The 18,071-nt window shown below is 36.2% G+C and carries 16 protein-coding genes; 6 read left to right on the forward strand and 10 right to left on the reverse strand.

What is annotated here, in order from left to right; genetic code table 11:
* Positions 1 to 13 precede the first annotated feature (13 nt).
* Entirely contained in the window at positions 14 to 874 is an 861-nt protein-coding gene (locus ACPX19_RS02640) for a hypothetical protein (RefSeq protein ID WP_426431322.1), read from the reverse strand.
* A gap of 178 nt (positions 875 to 1,052) precedes the next feature.
* Here ACPX19_RS02640 and rpsO point away from each other — a divergent pair, with 178 nt between their 5' ends.
* Positions 1,053 to 1,322: a 30S ribosomal protein S15 gene (rpsO, locus tag ACPX19_RS02645; RefSeq protein ID WP_426431323.1), complete on the forward strand. Its 270-nt coding sequence runs from the start codon at positions 1,053 to 1,055 to the stop codon at positions 1,320 to 1,322.
* Positions 1,323 to 1,514: 192 nt separating this feature from the next.
* On the forward strand, positions 1,515 to 3,761 hold the full coding sequence (locus ACPX19_RS02650; protein ID WP_426431324.1) for a polyribonucleotide nucleotidyltransferase: 2,247 nt from the start codon (positions 1,515 to 1,517) through the stop codon (positions 3,759 to 3,761).
* A 71-nt stretch (positions 3,762 to 3,832) separates the two neighbouring features.
* Here the strand turns inward: ACPX19_RS02650 and ACPX19_RS02655 are convergent, their stop codons facing one another.
* Positions 3,833 to 5,515 carry a DUF6029 family protein gene (locus ACPX19_RS02655; protein WP_426431325.1) on the reverse strand — a complete coding sequence of 561 codons (1,683 nt, stop codon included), beginning with the start codon at positions 5,513 to 5,515 and terminating at the stop codon, positions 3,833 to 3,835.
* Between the two features lie 223 nt (positions 5,516 to 5,738).
* Positions 5,739 to 6,218: a TlpA family protein disulfide reductase gene (locus ACPX19_RS02660; protein WP_426431326.1), complete on the reverse strand. Its 480-nt coding sequence runs from the start codon at positions 6,216 to 6,218 to the stop codon at positions 5,739 to 5,741.
* A gap of 123 nt (positions 6,219 to 6,341) precedes the next feature.
* On the opposite strand from ACPX19_RS02660, the gene ACPX19_RS02665 reads away from it, so the two are divergent.
* The 4 genes from ACPX19_RS02665 to rpe all read left to right on the forward strand — a co-directional run bounded on the left by ACPX19_RS02665 (position 6,342) and on the right by rpe (position 10,290).
* The gene (locus tag ACPX19_RS02665) at positions 6,342 to 7,439 is read left to right on the forward strand and encodes an Omp28-related outer membrane protein (RefSeq protein ID WP_426431327.1); all 1,098 of its coding nucleotides are present in this window, start codon (positions 6,342 to 6,344) and stop codon (positions 7,437 to 7,439) included.
* 142 nt (positions 7,440 to 7,581) lie between these two features.
* Positions 7,582 to 7,956 carry a hypothetical protein gene (locus tag ACPX19_RS02670; protein WP_426432421.1) on the forward strand — a complete coding sequence of 125 codons (375 nt, stop codon included), beginning with the start codon at positions 7,582 to 7,584 and terminating at the stop codon, positions 7,954 to 7,956.
* A 94-nt stretch (positions 7,957 to 8,050) separates the two neighbouring features.
* Entirely contained in the window at positions 8,051 to 8,914 is an 864-nt protein-coding gene (locus tag ACPX19_RS02675) for a sigma-70 family RNA polymerase sigma factor (protein WP_040247666.1), read from the forward strand.
* Between the two features lie 713 nt (positions 8,915 to 9,627).
* Positions 9,628 to 10,290 (forward strand): ribulose-phosphate 3-epimerase, encoded by a 663-nt coding sequence (gene rpe / locus ACPX19_RS02680; RefSeq protein ID WP_426431328.1) that lies wholly within the window; start codon positions 9,628 to 9,630, stop codon positions 10,288 to 10,290.
* An 80-nt stretch (positions 10,291 to 10,370) separates the two neighbouring features.
* On the opposite strand, the gene ACPX19_RS02685 is transcribed toward rpe, so the two are convergent.
* The 7 genes from ACPX19_RS02685 to ACPX19_RS02715 form a co-directional block, all read right to left on the reverse strand.
* Entirely contained in the window at positions 10,371 to 10,790 is a 420-nt protein-coding gene (locus ACPX19_RS02685) for an HPP family protein (protein ID WP_426431329.1), read from the reverse strand.
* A 101-nt stretch (positions 10,791 to 10,891) separates the two neighbouring features.
* Positions 10,892 to 13,207: a GumC family protein gene (locus tag ACPX19_RS02690; protein WP_426431330.1), complete on the reverse strand. Its 2,316-nt coding sequence runs from the start codon at positions 13,205 to 13,207 to the stop codon at positions 10,892 to 10,894.
* Between the two features lie 29 nt (positions 13,208 to 13,236).
* A complete protein-coding gene (locus ACPX19_RS02695) occupies positions 13,237 to 14,001 on the reverse strand; it encodes a polysaccharide biosynthesis/export family protein (RefSeq protein WP_426431331.1) in 765 nt (254 codons plus the stop codon).
* A 94-nt stretch (positions 14,002 to 14,095) separates the two neighbouring features.
* The gene (locus ACPX19_RS02700; protein WP_426431332.1) at positions 14,096 to 15,175 is read right to left on the reverse strand and encodes an MraY family glycosyltransferase; all 1,080 of its coding nucleotides are present in this window, start codon (positions 15,173 to 15,175) and stop codon (positions 14,096 to 14,098) included.
* A gap of 93 nt (positions 15,176 to 15,268) precedes the next feature.
* On the reverse strand, positions 15,269 to 16,366 hold the full coding sequence (gene wecB / locus ACPX19_RS02705) for a non-hydrolyzing UDP-N-acetylglucosamine 2-epimerase (protein WP_426431333.1): 1,098 nt from the start codon (positions 16,364 to 16,366) through the stop codon (positions 15,269 to 15,271).
* 90 nt (positions 16,367 to 16,456) lie between these two features.
* Positions 16,457 to 17,182 (reverse strand): WecB/TagA/CpsF family glycosyltransferase, encoded by a 726-nt coding sequence (locus ACPX19_RS02710; RefSeq protein WP_426431334.1) that lies wholly within the window; start codon positions 17,180 to 17,182, stop codon positions 16,457 to 16,459.
* Position 17,183: 1 nt separating this feature from the next.
* Positions 17,184 to 18,068, reverse strand: a complete 885-nt coding sequence (locus ACPX19_RS02715; RefSeq protein WP_426431335.1) for a hypothetical protein — start codon at positions 18,066 to 18,068, stop codon at positions 17,184 to 17,186.
* Positions 18,069 to 18,071 lie beyond the last annotated feature (3 nt).

The raw sequence follows: 18,071 nt of genomic DNA on the forward strand, positions 1-18,071 counted from the left end.
ACTAAAACAAAATCTAATTTAGCACTACAGGTATTTCTGTACCGTTGTTAAAAGTAAACGTCGCTTGGTTATCGCAATCGCCATCACCAAAATCGAAGATACCACCAAAATTTGTACGCTGTACATCAAAAGAGCCACTTACAAAGTAGGCACAAACAACCTCTCTTCTTAGTGGAACTAAAACTTCATACGTATGTGTATTGCCATTTACAAACGTCGCTGTCCAGTTCCCAGTGATTTCAAATACATTATCACTAAAAACACCACTATTAAAACCTTCTACCCACTCTCTAATTCTTGTTCCCTCTCTTGAAGCTTGTAATCCATTTGGCCAGATGACAGTAACACTTAAGCTATGAGTAAACTGTGGATTTCCATTTTCATTTGACAACTCTTTCAAAATAGAACGGCTGGCCATTACATTTTTAGCATCAAAATAGAAATCTACCAAATTATAGTTAATCATAATTTGCTGCGCTTCTGGGTTTCTGGTATAATCAAAAACAATCTGTCCTTGTATAAGATGTCCATTAACCATACAACCTTCTGTACCAAAATCTAATGTTACTTCTCTGTAATTTTGTTGCGCCACTACAGTGATTGTAACACATTCAGGAATATCTTTTGCATAAACTATATCATCAGTTACTCCACTTCTATCTGCTGTTGATTCTTGCTCCTCATAGGCATCAATGACAATGTCACCCAAAATGTTATCTATTTGGTCGATTTCAGCAGAACGCTTTACTTCCGTAGTATCTTGTGTTACATCTTCTGCTTCTGTAGCCTCTTCATTATTACTACAAGAGGTGAACACAAACCCTAAAACAAAAAGACTTAAAATGCCTTTTTTAATTACATTGAATTTTTTCATGATTACTTTTTTATTGTTAATATGATGTTAAGACCAAGACAATAACAAAAGGTTTAATTTTTAGAATATTTCTCGAAAAGAAATCAATTTAAGATTGTAAATCTCTAATTTTTACTATATTTGCCGCCTGAAAGAAAATCTTTCAAAGTACATAACAATCATTTACAATAATATTAGAATGTATTTATCTAAAGAGAAAAAAGAAGAAATCTTCGCAAAACACGGTAAAGGAAAGAATGATACCGGTTCTGCCGAAGGACAAATTGCGTTATTTACGCACAGGATTAACCATTTAACTGAGCATTTAAAAAACAACCGTAAAGATTATAACTCTGAGCGTTCGTTAGTAAAGTTAGTAGGTAAGCGTAGAGCTTTATTAGACTACTTAACTAAGAAAGATATCTTAAGATACCGTGCTATCGTTAAAGAATTAGGATTAAGAAAGTAAATTCTAAATAAAGACCACGCCTTAAGCGTGGTTTTTTGTTTACATATCACGTCCTCGAAAGCGTTTAATTTTCGAATTGAAGAAGCTACAACAGTTTTTCATTGGTCACAACAACAGCTACACAACAACACAACGACCATTGTTTAACATTGCTGATTATGCGCTGCATATCAGCTGAAGATTTAAAATTTTATGATTCCTAAAACTTACAAAGAGGTCATAGACCTTGGTGATGGTAGAGAAATTTCTATCGAAACCGGAAAACTTGCAAAACAGGCACATGGATCTGTTGTTGTACAATCGGGTGAAACCATGCTACTCTGTACTGTAGTTTCTAACTACGATGCCGCAGATGTAGATTTTTTACCCTTAACCGTTGATTACCGCGAAAAATTTGCTGCTGCTGGTCGTTATCCTGGTGGATTCTTTAAGCGTGAGGCGCGCCCTAGCACTGAAGAAATTTTAGTCATGCGAATTGTTGACCGCGTATTACGTCCATTATTCCCTAAAGATTACCATGCTGAAACTCAAGTAATGATTCAGTTAATGTCTTTAGACAAAGAGGTTATGCCAGATGCGCTTGCTGGTTTAGCAGCTTCTGCTGCTATTCAGTTATCTGATATCCCATTTGAAACTCCTATTTCTGAGGTTCGTGTAGGCCGAATTAATGGTGAATTTATCATCAACCCAAGCTTATCACAATTGGAGCAATCTGATATCGATATGGTTATTGGTGCTTCTGAAGATTCTGTAATGATGGTTGAAGGTGAGATGAGTGAGATTTCTGAAGAAGAAATGGTTGAAGCCATCAAAGTTGCTCACGAAGCCATCAAAGTTCAAATTGAAGCTCAAAGACGTTTGGTTGAAAAAGTAGGCAAAAAAGAAACCCGTGAATATGTGTCTGAAGTTGAAGACGAAGCCGTTCTTGAAAAAGTAAAAGCTTTTGCATACGATAAATGCTATGAAATTGCCAAAAGTTCATCATCAAAGCATGATAGAGGTTTGGCCTTTTCTGAAGTAAAAGAAGCCTTAAAGGCAGAATATACAGAAGAAGAATTGGAAGTCGTTGGTGGCTTGGTTTCAAAATACTTTAGTAAAGTACAAAAAGAAGCTGTTCGTAATCTAGTCTTAGAGGAAGGTATCCGTTTAGATGGTCGTAAAACTACCGAAGTTCGTCCAATTTGGTGTGAGGTAGATTACTTACCCTCTACTCATGGTTCTTCAATCTTTACACGTGGGGAAACTCAAGCTTTAGCAACCGTTACTTTAGGTACCTCTCGTGAAGCTAATGTTGTTGACAACCCATCATTAGAAGGTGAAGAACGTTTCTACTTACACTACAACTTCCCTCCTTTTTCAACAGGTGAAGCACGACCATTGAGAGGTACGTCTCGTCGTGAAATTGGACACGGAAACTTAGCGCAACGCGCATTAAAACGTATGATTCCTGTAGATTGCCCATACACAGTACGTGTGGTTTCCGAAGTTTTAGAATCTAACGGTTCTTCATCTATGGCAACCGTTTGTGCAGGTACAATGGCTATTATGGATGCTGGTATTCAGATGAAAAAACCAGTTTCTGGTATTGCCATGGGACTTATTTCTGATGGCGAGCGTTATGCTGTTTTATCAGATATTTTAGGTGATGAAGATCACTTAGGAGATATGGACTTTAAGGTCACTGGTACTGAAGATGGTATTACAGCATGTCAAATGGACATAAAAATAAAAGGTCTTAGTTATGAGATTTTAGTAAATGCCTTAAATCAAGCTAGAGATGGCCGATTGCACATACTTGGTAAATTAACTGATACCATTGCTACACCAAATGCCGACGTTAAGGCACATGCGCCAAAAATGGTAACTGCTAAACTACCAAATGATTTAATTGGTGCATTCATCGGCCCTGGTGGAAAAGTAATACAAGAGTTACAAAAAGTGACAGGAACAACCATTGTTATCAATGAAGACCCTATTACTGGAGAAGGTATTGTTGAAATTTTAGGTACCGATCAAGAAGGTATTGATAAGGTCTTAGCTTCAATTGATTCATTAACCTTTAAACCAGAAGTAGGTAGCATTTACGAAGTAAAAGTCGTTAAGATGTTAGACTTTGGTGCTGTTGTAGAATATACAGAAGCACCAGGCAATGAAGTTTTACTTCACGTAAGCGAATTGGCTTGGGAACGTACAGAAAATGTATCTGACGTGGTTAACCTGGGAGATGTATTTGATGTAAAATACTTTGGTGTTGATCCAAAAACCAGAAAGGAAAAAGTATCTCGTAAAGCAATTTTACCGAAGCCTGAAGGCTGGGAAGATAGACCTAAGCGCGATAACAACAATCGCAACAGAGACAATCGTGGACGCGATAACCGAAACAGAGATAATCGCAACAGAGACGATAGAAATCGAAGAGATCATAAAAGAGAAGATTAACACTCTTTATGTATTATTAAAAAGCCCATCAAATTTTGATGGGCTTTTTATTTATTAAGCTCTTAAAATTTCTAGAATGACATCAGTAAACTAGCAGAAAGTCCTGTAGCTTCTGGTACAAAACGACAAACGCCACCTACACAAACCAAACCAGCACGCTGTCTTCCGTAGTTTAACGAAAAACGTGTGGTGCCCTTGTTATAACTGCCTCCAAAATTGTAATAATGATTTTCGGAAGTACTACTATCAGTACCACTGTTATAAATATCATTAACATAAAAAGACAATCTAGGGCTCGCATTATATTCTAAAGTTCCACCAACCCAATCGTGATTTTCAGAATTTGACCATAGTTTTTGTAACTCTAAACGTACAGATTGTCCTATTCTACCAAACTTATAAATGGTTTCACCTACTACAATATTGGTTTTTATCTGCTCTCCTGAAAAGTTATCTTCAATAGTTCTTTGATTGTAATATTGATTAACATAGTAGAAAATAGAATTCACTTTTTTATTCCATTTTTTTCTAATCTCTAAACTTACATCAGAGAAATACTTATCACCAAAACCTAAAAAGTCGACATCATACGATAGATTATCAAAATCATAATCGCCCTTTAAACCTGCCCAGTACGATGCATTAAAGGCTATTTTTGTACCATATTCACCACCGAGTGCTGTTCCTTTTTCAATATTATAAAACACATCTAATTGCCCACCGATTTCACCAGCCTCCATAAGCTGAGGATCAGCAAAAACAACTTGCGATTGTGCTTGGTACACAAAAATGTTTGTCAATAAATAATCGTGCTGCTTAGTTAATGCTGGTGTAAAGTTGATATTGTTTTCTAAAAACACATTACCAGTTTTTTCACGCTCTGAGAAAAAGCCCATATTTTCTAATCGTCTAAACGTGGCATCCAACCCAAATCCTTTTTTAGAAAATCCTGTATTGACTAATAAGGCATTACCAGGATTGACAAAATTGTTAATTATTTGTCCGTTAAAAACGTAAACATCATCTGACTTTGCCACATATTCTGCATTGGCATAAAAACTGCCTTTAGAAAAGTCTATACGACCAGAAAAGGCATTTGTTAGCTCATCAAAATTTGGGTCTTCAATATCCGTTTTTTCTTGTCTTCCAACATAACTAAACCCAAGGTTCAACGACGAATTTTCAAACTTAAAAATGTTGGAAATATCTATTTCTGTATTAAATCCAAAAATGTCACTATCTGCTGTTTCAAAGCCAACGCGTTGTTTACCATATAATCCTGTTACAGATAAAAAATCTGTAGGCTTATATTTTATTCTTCCGCCTAATAGTGCATTATTAAGTCCAAGTTGTCTGTCTTCCCAGTTTCTAAGAATAAGACCACTACCAAATTGCTCGTAATAATGCCCTGCATTAGCTTCTAACTTTTCACTTGCATAATTAAGTGAATAAATACCTAGGTTAGTCCCTTCAAAATTTGGAGAATAATTTAACAACGCATAGGGTTCATAGGATTCTATTTGAACGGTGGCTGTAAAATTTTCAAGAAAGTTGTAGTCCAATTTTAAATATGAATTAAATCTAAGATGTTTATCTCCATCGTTATTTACATCATCAAAAAAAGGACCTGTTTTTTTATCATCGTTATACCATGCCATATTAGACTCTAGTCCGGCACGTAAATCATCAAGTAATTGAGCTGACAATTGGTTTACAGTAAAACAAAGCATTGACAGCAATAATAGCTTTTTCATATATAGGGTTAATTAAGTTAGTAGATTATCAATTCTAATTTAGAATCCATCGTGTATTTTGATATGATTTTGTCAATTCAAGCAGATTTTACGATTAAAAATGAATAAAATTTGTATTGAGAATAGATTTTTTGCCTTAAAGAATTCTCAATACCATTTTTCGTTCCTCAAAATCACTCGAACTGACACCTAATTAAAGGTTTAAAATCAAAACTTATAGAGTTTATTTTGAATGTTCTTTTACGACTTCATAAAGCTCTTCTTCGCTTCCTGGAGTGTATCCTGTCCTGGTATGAATAATTTCTCCATTTTTCACAACAACTACGTATGGCAACACATTAATATTTAAAGCACGTTTAAGATCTTGATTTTCATCCAATAAAATTTGGTATTCCCAACCTTTACCGTTCACTAAAGGAATTACTCTCTTTTTAGTCCTAGCGTCGTCTGTAGAAATAGCAATAAGCTCTACATTCGTTTCGTCTTGCCAATCTTCATAAACATCTGCTATGGCGTCTAATTCATTAATACAAGGCACACACCAAGTTGCCCAAAAGCTAAAGATTTTTATATCATCGGAATCTGCGAGCTCCTTTACGGATATGCTTTTTCCTTCAATATCGTTTAAGTTTATATCCGGAAATTCCTGACTATTAATTAACAATGAACTCATTAGGAAAAAAGAAAAGAATAGGTATTTCATGTTTTTAAATTTTAGTTTTTTTTAACATTTTGCAATAATAATACCAGTTTTTTAAAAAATTAGTATAATTTGCGTTTTTTTAAATTGAATCTCTACATATTTATTATTAAAAACTTGCATTTTATGAAAACAAGACACTTAATCAATCTTTTCTTTATTGCCTTAACCATTAGCTTCAGCGCCTGTAGTAGTGATAGTGATGGAGATGGAAACGGTAATGGCAACGGCAATGGTAATGGCAACACAAATGGCATCACAAGTATTTCCGTTCAAGTTTCAAGTTCTGTAGCCTGTGGCATCTATGTTGGTGACACTGTTACTTTCTCTGTTAAGGGAAATAACAACCAAGATGTTACTAATTCTGCAACAATATCTGTTAACGGAACAGCGATAACAGGCAACTCTTACACTACCACTACAGCTGGAACTTTACAAGTTACCGCAACTTATCAAAATATTGCAACAAATGGCTCTCTTAATGTGGGTGTAGCAGAGGATTATTATAAATTTACGAAACATGTAGTCATTGAAGATTATACAGGTACTTGGTGTGGCTATTGCCCAAGAGTATCTTATGCCATTGAACAAACTAGAGCACAAACAGATCAAATTACTGTAATTGCTGTTCATAACGATAATGAATTTTATTGTCCAGAAGTGACCCAGCTAGAAAATGCTTTTGGAATTACTGGGTATCCTACTGCAAAAATCGACAGAGGGTCTGACTGGACGTTCCCTGAGCCTAGTAATATAAATCAAGTCGTTGACTTAACCTTATGTGACAATGCACCTTTAGGATTGGCTATTACCCCATCATTATCTGGTAATTCCATGACTATAAAAGTAGATGCAAAATTCAGCCAAGACTTTGATTTTGATAATACAAAGCTTGTTGTTATGATACTAGAAGATGATTTAATAGCAGATCAAGAAAATTATACAAGTTACTATGGAGGCACAAGTGTCATTTCTAATTTTGAGCACGACCATGTCCTTAGAAAAAGTTTAACAAACGTTTCTGGAGATGCTATACAAAGCAGTGACGTAACAAATTCTATATACAGTAGAACATTTAGTGCTAATGTTCCTTCTAATGTTGTAGATACCTCCAAACTAAGTGTAGTTGCCTTTATTTCTAACGAAAATTTTGTTGGAGATAGCCAAGTATTAAACTCTAGAGTAGCTCACTTCGGTGATGCTCAAACTTTTGAAGAAAACTAGTTGTAAAAATTTTACAATACCATTCCAATACCAAAAAAGCTCATAGATTTTCTATGGGCTTTTTTATTTTATAACCACACTGTGATGTATGATCAAAACTGTCTTGTTTGGATTTTTGCTTGATTTTTCTTATACTACTGGTATGATACCACAAGACAAAATAAAATACACCGAAGAATTACATCATTCTATCTCTTACCTAGAAAGTTTAGGTTATTCTAAGATAAAAGCAGACATAGAAGGTTATGAAACCCCTAAATCTTACTTAAAAAAAGGAAGTGAAATTGAGGTAACACCTGATATTGTTGCAGAAAAAGAGGGGCGTAAACACATCTTTGATTTAAGCCTTAAATCCCAAAAACCAAGATTACTAAAATCTAAATGGTTATTTCTTAATACTTTGAGTCAATTAAAGTCTTACAGGTTTCGTTTAATTACCACAAGAGGCCATTACAAATTTACCAACGAAACTATTGACGATATCAACCTAAATACCGTTAAACTCATTAAAATTTAATTTTTTTACCAAATAGTGTAACATTTTGATGCCTATTTACGTATAATAAAAAGCAACACTGACGTTGTAAATTGCACAAATCATAAAAAAGTAAATGAGACAACTCAAAATTACCAAGCAGGTAACCAACAGGGAAACCGCTTCATTAGACAAGTACCTACAAGAAATTGGTAAGGTCGACTTAATTACAGCAGACGAAGAAGTAGAATTAGCACAGCGTATTAAAGCAGGCGATCAGGTGGCTTTAGAGAAACTAACTAAAGCTAACTTACGTTTCGTTGTCTCTGTAGCTAAGCAATATCAAAACCAAGGTTTAACATTACCAGATTTAATTAACGAAGGTAATCTTGGTCTAATCAAAGCTGCCCAACGTTTTGATGAAACTCGTGGTTTTAAGTTTATCTCTTACGCTGTATGGTGGATTCGTCAATCTATATTACAAGCATTAGCAGAACAATCGCGTATCGTACGTTTGCCTCTTAATAAGATAGGTTCTATCAATAAAATCAACAAAACATTTGCCTTTTTAGAGCAAAGCCATGAGCGTCCTCCATCAGCTGAGGAAATTGCTAAGGAATTAGATATGACCATTAACGATGTTAAGGAGTCCATGAAGAATTCTGGGCGTCACGTCAGTATGGATGCGCCTTTAGTTGAAGGTGAAGATTCTAACCTTTATGATGTATTACGAAGTGGAGAGTCTCCAAACCCGGATAAGGATTTGTTACATGAGTCTCTACGTACAGAGATTGAGCGTGCTCTTGAAACCCTTACACCTCGTGAAGCAGATGTTATTCGTTTGTATTTCGGACTTGGCAATCAACATCCAATGACTTTAGAAGAAATTGGTGAAACTTTTGATTTAACACGTGAACGTGTAAGACAGATTAAAGAAAAAGCTATTCGTAGATTAAAACATACGTCTAGAAGCAAAATATTGAAGACCTATTTAGGTTAACTTCGACTACGCTCAGTTACCAATACTGTAAAGTAAAATAATATTTGGCCATTGAGCGAAGCCGAAATGACAGAATTAAAACATATTTAGGTTAACTTCGACTACGCTCAGTTACCAAAGCTATATACGCTCAGTTACCAATACTGTAAAGTAAAATAATATTTGGCCATTGAGCGAAGCCGAAATGACAGAATTAAAACATATTTAGGTTAACTTCGACTACGCTCAGTTACCAAAGCTATATACGCTCAGTTACCAATACTGTAAAGTAAAATAATATTTGGCCATTGAGCGAAGCCGAAATGACAGAATTAAAACATATTTAGGTTAACTTCGACTACGCTGAGTTACCAAAGCTATAGAGGAACCTACTAGGGTTAACTTCTGTGATAGAATACTTTAGGTATTATTATTCAAAATAATTATAAAAGTATTCAGAGTTAAAATGATATAAAGGTTTGATTAGGCTTGGTTTTTTGTATATTTAAGCACCAACCTATTAAAGGTAACAACAGTTACAAAACATAACTGTTCGTTTTTTGATTGATGAAAGAACCCACGGCTGATTACCGTGGGTTCACTTTTTAGGCCCATCCCTAAATCCCTTTCCAGCAGAAAGGGACTTTTGTTGTCATTAAAAAACAACAAAGAGTTCCCAAACTTTCTTTTACATTTTAAGTACATTTGCAATGAAATTAAAATGACTTCAAAAAATGGCTTCAAAATTAATTGCCCCTTCAATGCTTGCTGCAGATTTTGGCAACTTACAACGCGATACTGAGATGGTTAATAATAGTGATGCCGATTGGTTTCACATCGACGTCATGGACGGTCATTTTGTACCAAACATATCGTATGGTATGCCAGTTATCGCCGCCATAAAAAAGCACGCTACAAAACCATTAGACGTTCATTTAATGATAGAAAAACCTGAGCGTTACATTGAAGAATTTGCCAAAGTTGGTGCTGATATTATTACCGTACATTATGAATCTACAGTGCATTTACACAGAACGTTACGACAAATAAAAGATGTAGGTTGTAAAGCAGGAGTTGTTCTTAACATCACTACCCCAATACATGTTTTGGAAGATATTTTACCAGAATGTTACATGGTTTTATTGATGTCTATCAATCCAGGGTTTGGTGGCCAAAAGTTTGAAGACGTTACCTATCAACGGATTAAAAAATTACGCCAATTAATTGATGAGCAAGGTTTAGACACACGCATAGAGATTGATGGAGGTGTTACCGATAAAAACATAAAAGAATTAGTAGAAGCTGGTGCAGATACCTTTGTTGCTGGAAGTCACGTTTTTAAAAGCGAGAATCCAACGGCAACAATTAAAACCTTAAAATCCATAGCCAATTCATAAAAGAAGCTGTCTAAAAAGTATGAGAATCTGAAACGCGTTCAGATTGACAACATAGTAACTTTTGAGGCAGCCTCTTTCATTTATAATTGTTTCAAGAGATAGTTTATTAAATCTGTAGTAGTAACAATACCTACCAGATTGCCATTATCTACAACAGGTAACGCATGAAACTCCTCTTTTGATAAAATTTCGGCGACTTCTTTAATAGTAGCCGTTGATGGTACTGTTTTTACATTTTTTACCATCACCTGCTCTATAGTAAACATATTATAGACTACAGTATCTACTTCATCTTCATTGTCATAGACAGCATCCGCAAAACTAATCCGTAACAAATCTGAATAGCTAAGCATACCAATAATTACTTCACCATTGACCACAGGTATGTGTCTTATTTTGTGTCTTTTAAAAAGTATCTCGGCAGTCTCTAAATCATCATCTCTATTTAGAGCAATGATGTCTGTACTCATTATTTCTGAAATTGGTGGTATATATCTCATGACTATTGGTTTTATAATTCACTATTAAAAGTAACCTATAAAACCGACAGAAATTATGATAAATATCATGTAAGCCACCAAAAATAGACAATGCTTAATAGCTATGCATTGCTTGGATTACCATAACCATAGTTGTACCCGTAGTTATAACCATACCCGTAAGATTTACCTGCACCTACACTATTAATAACATAAGCCATATTTTTTAGCTTGCCACTTTCTGACAATTCCTTGGAGAATTTTAATAAATTCTTTTCAGTGTAATTAGCTCTAGCTATATAAACTGTTGCATCTGCCAGTGAGGAAATTAACATGGTGTCGGTGACTAAGATGGTTGGTGCCGTATCTACCACCACATAGTCGTACTCTTTTTTGGCTTCTTCTATGAGTTTTTTGAAGCGGCCATTGGTGAGTAGGTGTGCTGGATTTGGTGGTATGCTTCCAGAGAGCATAATGTGATGGTTCGGGTGCATGTGAAAACCACTAATGAGCGCCTCTTTCCAATCGTAATCTAAGTCATGAAGATAGTTAGACAACCCTGATTTTTGTTTATCCTCATTAATATGCGCATGTATTTGGGGGTTTCGTAAATCAGCACCTATCAGTAAAACTTTCTTATTCATACTCGATAAGGCCAACGAAAGATTAAGACTAATATAGGTTTTCCCTTCCCCTTTAATAGTAGATGTACAATAAATGACCTTACCTTTTTCACCATCTTTAATGGGCAAGATATAATCCACATTCGCACTTAAAATCCTGAAGGATTCCGCTAACGGAGAACGGTCATTGGGATCATTAAATATGATATTCTTAGTCTTTTTTAAGTTAGGAATCTCACCAATAACCGGAATTTTAGAAGTTACCTTAGTAACATCTTCTTTGCTATGCAGTTTAGTATCTAACATAAAAATGAGGTATAAAATGCCAAACGGGATTAATAATCCGCCCAATAAAGCAGCAGCATAGATGATGTTAGGCTTTGGTGATATAGGTCTTGTACCAGACAATGCGTTCTCTACCACTTTTATAGAGGGCTCGGTAATTGCTAGGTTTATGGCCGCCTCTTCACGTTTTTGCAACAGTAAAAGATACAAGCTTTCCTTTATTTTTTGTTGTCGTTGAATCGCTTTAAACAAGCGTTCTTGCTGTGGTATTTGGGATACCCTCCCTGCAAATTTTTGAGTTCGGTTTTCGAGTTGCTTTAAGGAGGCTTCCAATTGATTGGAATAGGTTCTTAAAGACCTACTGATGTTAGCTTTTAAGTCAATGACTTGGTTTTGAGCTGACCTAACTGCTGGATTGTTTTGACCACCACTATTCTCCAACTTATCCCTATTGATGACCGCTACGTTATATTCTGATATCAAGGCATTAATCCCTGCATTCTCTATACCAATATTTGCAGGGAGTAAATCGGATTCTGCATTTCCTTTTAAAGCATCAGCTAGTAATCTCGATAAGGTAAGTTGATTCTGTAGTTTGAACTGTTCTGCCTCAGATTCGGAACGCTGCTGCAGCCCTAACTCTGCATCCGTGGCAATATCAACAATATTATTTTTCTCTTTAAATACCTCTTGATTGATTTCAATAGAGTCGAGTTCTTCTGCTAAAAACACAAAACGCTCATCTATGAAGTTCAAGGTTCGTTTAGACACTAATTGCCTATCATAAATACCATCTTTATTAAATACGTCCATTAAGGTATTTATGATTTTTTCTGAACGTTCTACACTCTCCCCTTTAATAGACAACTTTAACAAATCGCTTGCATCGCCAATGGCTTCTACTTTGATATTATTCTTCAATCCCAGAGCAGTGCTTTTTATAGGATTAAATTTAATCAGATATACCTTATCCCTGAATGTATTTAAGGGTATATTATTGTCAATACTAAGGTTAAACGGTAAATTATGTTCAACTTGTTTTGTGGAATAGGCGTTGAATTCAAATACTTTTTCAGTATCTAAATTGGTAATTTGAAAGCCTTTATCATTACATTCCAACTTATAGGATAAGGTACGTTCTATACTATCGGGCTTAATGATTTGCTCAAAAACAAGTGGTAAGGATGCTATTTGAGAGGTTTGTATGGTACCCTCTTCATAAAAACTTGTATTAAGATTGAGCTGCCGTACTACACGATCCATAATCAGATAGGACGTAATGATTTCTATTTCGTTCTCTAAGTTGATATTGGAGCGCTTAAAAATGAAGGCCGAGGTAGGTAATTCCAAGCCTTCAGATTCGTCTAGAATTTTAATCTTAGAATAGGTTTCATAAATTCTAGGTGCATATCGTACATAAAAATAAGCTCCCAAAAGTGATATTACCAAGGCTATAACAAACCAAGGCCAGTACCGAAAATAACGCCTTAATTCTTGCTTTAAGTCTATATTTTCCTCGTCGTTAAACATAAAGCTATTATTAAATTGGTTGTCCATACCTACCTTGTCAATAAAATCGTTACACTAAGCGCTAGAGAGGCGATGGTTAACACGGTTCCTACATTACCTATAAAGCCTGCATTCTTTACCCTTGGATTATTTGGATTTACCACAATCACATCATTTGGTCTCACAAAGTAGTAGTCGCTATTCATAAACGCCGCAGAGGTCAGATCCAAGTGGGTTACCTTTCTCATACCATCTACTTCCCTTGTTACCAAGACATCGTTGCGCTGACCGTTAATGGTTAGATCTCCTGCATAGCCCAAAGCCTGTAATAGGGTTATATTTTGCTCGGTAAAGTTATAGGTTCCTGGCTTATTAACCTCACCTAGTATGGTCACCTTAGCATTAATCAGTCTAACATTAACCTTTGGGTTTAGCAAATGGCCACCCTCTACCAATCGCTTCTTAATATCTTCCTCTAACTGCAAAGCAGTAAGCCCAGCTGTTGATATTTCGCCTAATACTGGAAACTTTATAGTATTATCAAGAGATACTAAATACCCATCCAATTGCAACAATTGGATATTTTGGGGCTGCATACCTTGTAGAACGCCTTTATTATAAGGAGCAGCCGCTTCAGGTATTAAGGTTTCTACATTTATTTTTAAAATATCATTGGGTTGAATGGTAGGGGTCTGATAATTGACATTCCCTGGACCAACATTGGTAACATCCTGCATATAAAGGATATCTTTCTTAGATGCACACGACGACACAACAACAAAAACAAGAACGCTAAGAACTCTGTATATATTCATTAAGATGTAAATTGTATATAAAACAAATATAGGCGCATTTCAAGGACTTACAAAAGCAATTTTAGGATTTAAAAAGTAAAGTTTAGTAGATCCACTATTTTTTAAACAAAAATGGCAAAACATAAAGTGCTGAACCATAGAGTAACAATAAAACAATTTGAGTGTTTAAGGTTAAGTACAGCAAATTGAATGTAATGGCTATTATGATTAATTGGATAAACACAATAAGTAGTGTTGTTGTTTTGTGACTATAGCCTCTTTTTATAAATCGGTGATGGATATGGTTCTTATCTGCCTTAAATGGGCTGGCTTTATGGACTACGATTCTTATAAAGAAAATCCGCAAAGTGTCAATCAATGGGTAAAACAATAAGGCAAAGGCTAGTGCCGGTGAAGCCCTGTAATACTCAGAAGATTCATCGAGCTGTGCTATATTAATAAAGCTAATGGTGAAAAAGGCTAATAAGAATCCTACAATCATAGAGCCTGTATCACCCATAAAAATTTTATTCTTATTGGAAAAATTTAATCTCAAAAATGCCAACAAACAGCCACAAAGGGCTATGGCTATCGTTGCCAAGCTCAACTCCCCAGCACGGACAAACAGATATACAAAAATGCCACTCACACTAAAGGCGATCGACCCTGCCAAACCATCCACCCCATCAATTAAATTGTAGGCGTTAATGATAAGAATATAAACGAAGAGTGTAAACCCAATGGATATCCAATAGGGCAGCACATCAATATCCAAAATTCTAGAAAACCCAATGATTCGGGTATCTGTAAACACAACAAGCAAACCTGAGGCCAGTAGCTGCCCCAAAAACTTTTTATTGGCAGACAATACCGTTAAATCGTCCTTTAGCCCTAGAAAAAATAAGATGGTTAAGCCGCCCATTACCAAGAGCAACACCTTGGTATTTAAAAACGCCCCAACAATCGTCATCACCACAATAAGCCCTATGAAAATGCCTATACCACCCAAGGTTGGTGTTTGATGGGAATGTAAACTCCGACTATCGGGTTCATCCATGAGATGCTTTGTTTTGGCCACATACAATATGGTTGGAAAGGTTTGGTATGCAATAAATAATGCCAGTAGAAATGCCGCTAACAACCACAAAACAATGTTGTTTTCAGGTGAAAAATTTTTGAGTAATGTTTCAATCATAGGTATGATGTTTACAACATCTTAGGGGATTATGAAAGTACAAAATTACAATTGATTTCTTAAACTATCCCAGACAAAATAAATAACATTAGGTTATTTCTTCGTTAAGTTCAGCATATGGGTTATGATGCGTTCGGCAGTTTTACCATCCCACAAGGGAATGGTTTTATATGCTTTCCAGTCTCCACTAAAGAGTTTGGCGAGATACGGTTTAATAGCGGCTGGGTTAGTACCCACCAATTCATTGGTGCCCAAGGTTATGGTTTCTGGTCGTTCGGTAGTATCACGAAGGGTCATACAGGGTACATTCATTACCGAGGTTTCCTCTGTAATACCTCCTGAATCTGTAATCACTGCTTTGGCATGTTCCACTAGATAGTTGAATTCCAAATACGGCAAGGGTGCCACCATGTGCAATCTTGGGTGCGATACGTTTAAACGCTCTAATATCTTAGCAGTTCTAGGATGCACCGGAAAAATTAAAGGTAAATCCTTGGTATTGGCTATAATTTCATCAATCATAGCCTTTAGCTGGCTCTCTTGGTCTACATTGGCTGGCCGATGAAGTGTCATGACGATATAGCCTTGTGGCTTTAATCCTAACTGATTCCAAACCGCTGGTGGCCTAAAATGAGGCCTTTGCTTTAAGAGGGTATCTATCATTGTATTCCCTACATAAAATATCTGATGTTCTTCAACACCACATTTCAGAAGGTTTTGATTGGCCAATTCAGATGTTGTAAAGAAATAGTTGGTAATGCTATCGGTCACCAATCGGTTGATCTCTTCTGGCATGGTCCAATCGCCTGACCGAATCCCTGCCTCTACATGGGCTACTTTTGTATGTAACTTTTGCGCTACCAAGGCACAAGCCATGGTCGAAGTGACATCTCCAACCACCAAGACTACATCGGCAGGATGCGCCATCAACTCTTTTTCAAAACTCACTAAAATCGCAGCGGTCTGTTCGGCTTGGGTACCACCACTACACTCTAAATTAACATGGGGCTGAGGAATGTTCAATTGTTCAAAAAAGCTGCCCGACATATTCTTATCGTAGTGCTGTCCGGTGTGTACCAATCTATACGCTAAGGACTCACCGCGGTGTTTAGCGGCTTCAATTGCATGAATAATGGGTGCTATCTTCATAAAGTTGGGTCTTGCCCCAGCAACAACTGTTATCGTATACATACTTTAGCGTGTTTTTGTGTGTTTTAAATAATCCTTCAATACTTATCTGTTATAGTCCTTCTAGCCCAACAAATTTGAAACCAACAGCTCTCAAAGAATGCCCTTTTTAAAAATCTTGTAGCTCAAGACCTCCAAGATAAATTTTGGGGTAGACACAAAATTACGCTTAAATAAGCGTTTGGGCTCTTTAAAAAGTCTTGGCAACCATTCTAAGCCTAAGTTAATCCAAAATTGTGAGGGTCTTTTAACGGTACCAGCATAAAAGTCAAAAACGGCGCCGATGGAACACACCGTTGCCGCCTGTAGGCGTTCTTTATTGTTATGCACCCATTTTTCTTGCTTAGGTGCCGTCATCCCTACAAAAAGCACATCGGGTTTAAAGGCGTTAACCTCAGCACACATTAAAGCACTATCCGCTTCGGTAAAGCTTGGTTTATAAGGTGGCGAATAACTACCCACACTAACCTTAGGGTACTCAATGGCTGCCATTTCTTCAATACGTTGCAGAGTAGATGAAGACGCGCCCAAAAAAAAGCAACGGCCCGATGTTTTATTGAGTTGCTGCATAAGATGAACAAACAGATCGTAACCTGCTATTTTAACAATCTTGTTGCGGTTTAGAACCCGCTCAGCCCATACAATCCCAATGCCATCCGGCAACAAAATATCCGATGCTTTTAAAGCTTCCTTAAAGGCGTTGTCTTGTTGTGCCACGCAATAACTGTGCGGATTTATGGTATTGATGATTTTATGGGATGCGACCTCCAAAGCGTCCAATGGTTTTTTATAGATCCGATAGCCTAATAATGTAGCCATGTTAATGTGTTTTTAAATAATCAATCAATGCTCCTGTAATTACCTCTTGCCCCTTTGGATTAAGATGAATAGGGTCATAAAACAACTCATACTTACTAGACCAAGGCTCTTGTAAATCTAAAAAAGCAACATCCTCGTCCACTACATTTTCAAATATAGCCATCGTTTCGTTAAAACTTTCCTGTTGGTAGGTTTCCAAAAGATCTACGGTAGGCACATGTAGGAGTATGACCTTAATCCCTTTAGATTTTAAAAGCGATAAGGTTTTGTAAAAGATTTCAATATTTTGTTGGTCGTTATTTACTTTTCTAAAAGACTCCTCTTGTATCTGTGTCTTTAATTTGGTTATATCCACAGTACCGTACTTAAGGTTGTCCCATTTGCCAAGATAGCCTCTCATGGCACCTGCAATCAATTGCTCATTATAGCGACTGGTTTTTATGTATTTTTTAGAACTGTAATCTGAAAATGAGCCATGTTGTTTGATATAATCATCTATGTTTGGATCATCAAAAAATGGATAAAATAGTTTGTACGAATTGGCACTTAAGCCTTCCCCTGTAAACGTCCAAGCATCCACGCCATATATCACGGTTTTAATCTTGGGATTGGTATTAAGAAGTTGCTCAATCATTACTAAACGGTCACTCACATTCACCCCTTCCCTTGTGTATTTTGAAACGTTTATGCCCAACTGTTTTTCGAGCGCCACCTTATCTACTCCAAGCATTAGATGCGAATGCCCAACTAAAGCCAATTCACTCTCATCATCTAAACCATAATAGGTTTTGAGGCCTTTTTCCAATATGGATGCCACAGTCCTATCCATTATGAGGAACAGCACTATGAAAACCGTTATTGTGAGCAGAAATGTTCTCTTATTCATGAC

Origin of the sequence: Winogradskyella sp. HB-48 (genome assembly GCF_049942685.1) — a bacterium.
Taxonomy (GTDB): Bacteria; Bacteroidota; Bacteroidia; order Flavobacteriales; family Flavobacteriaceae; genus Winogradskyella.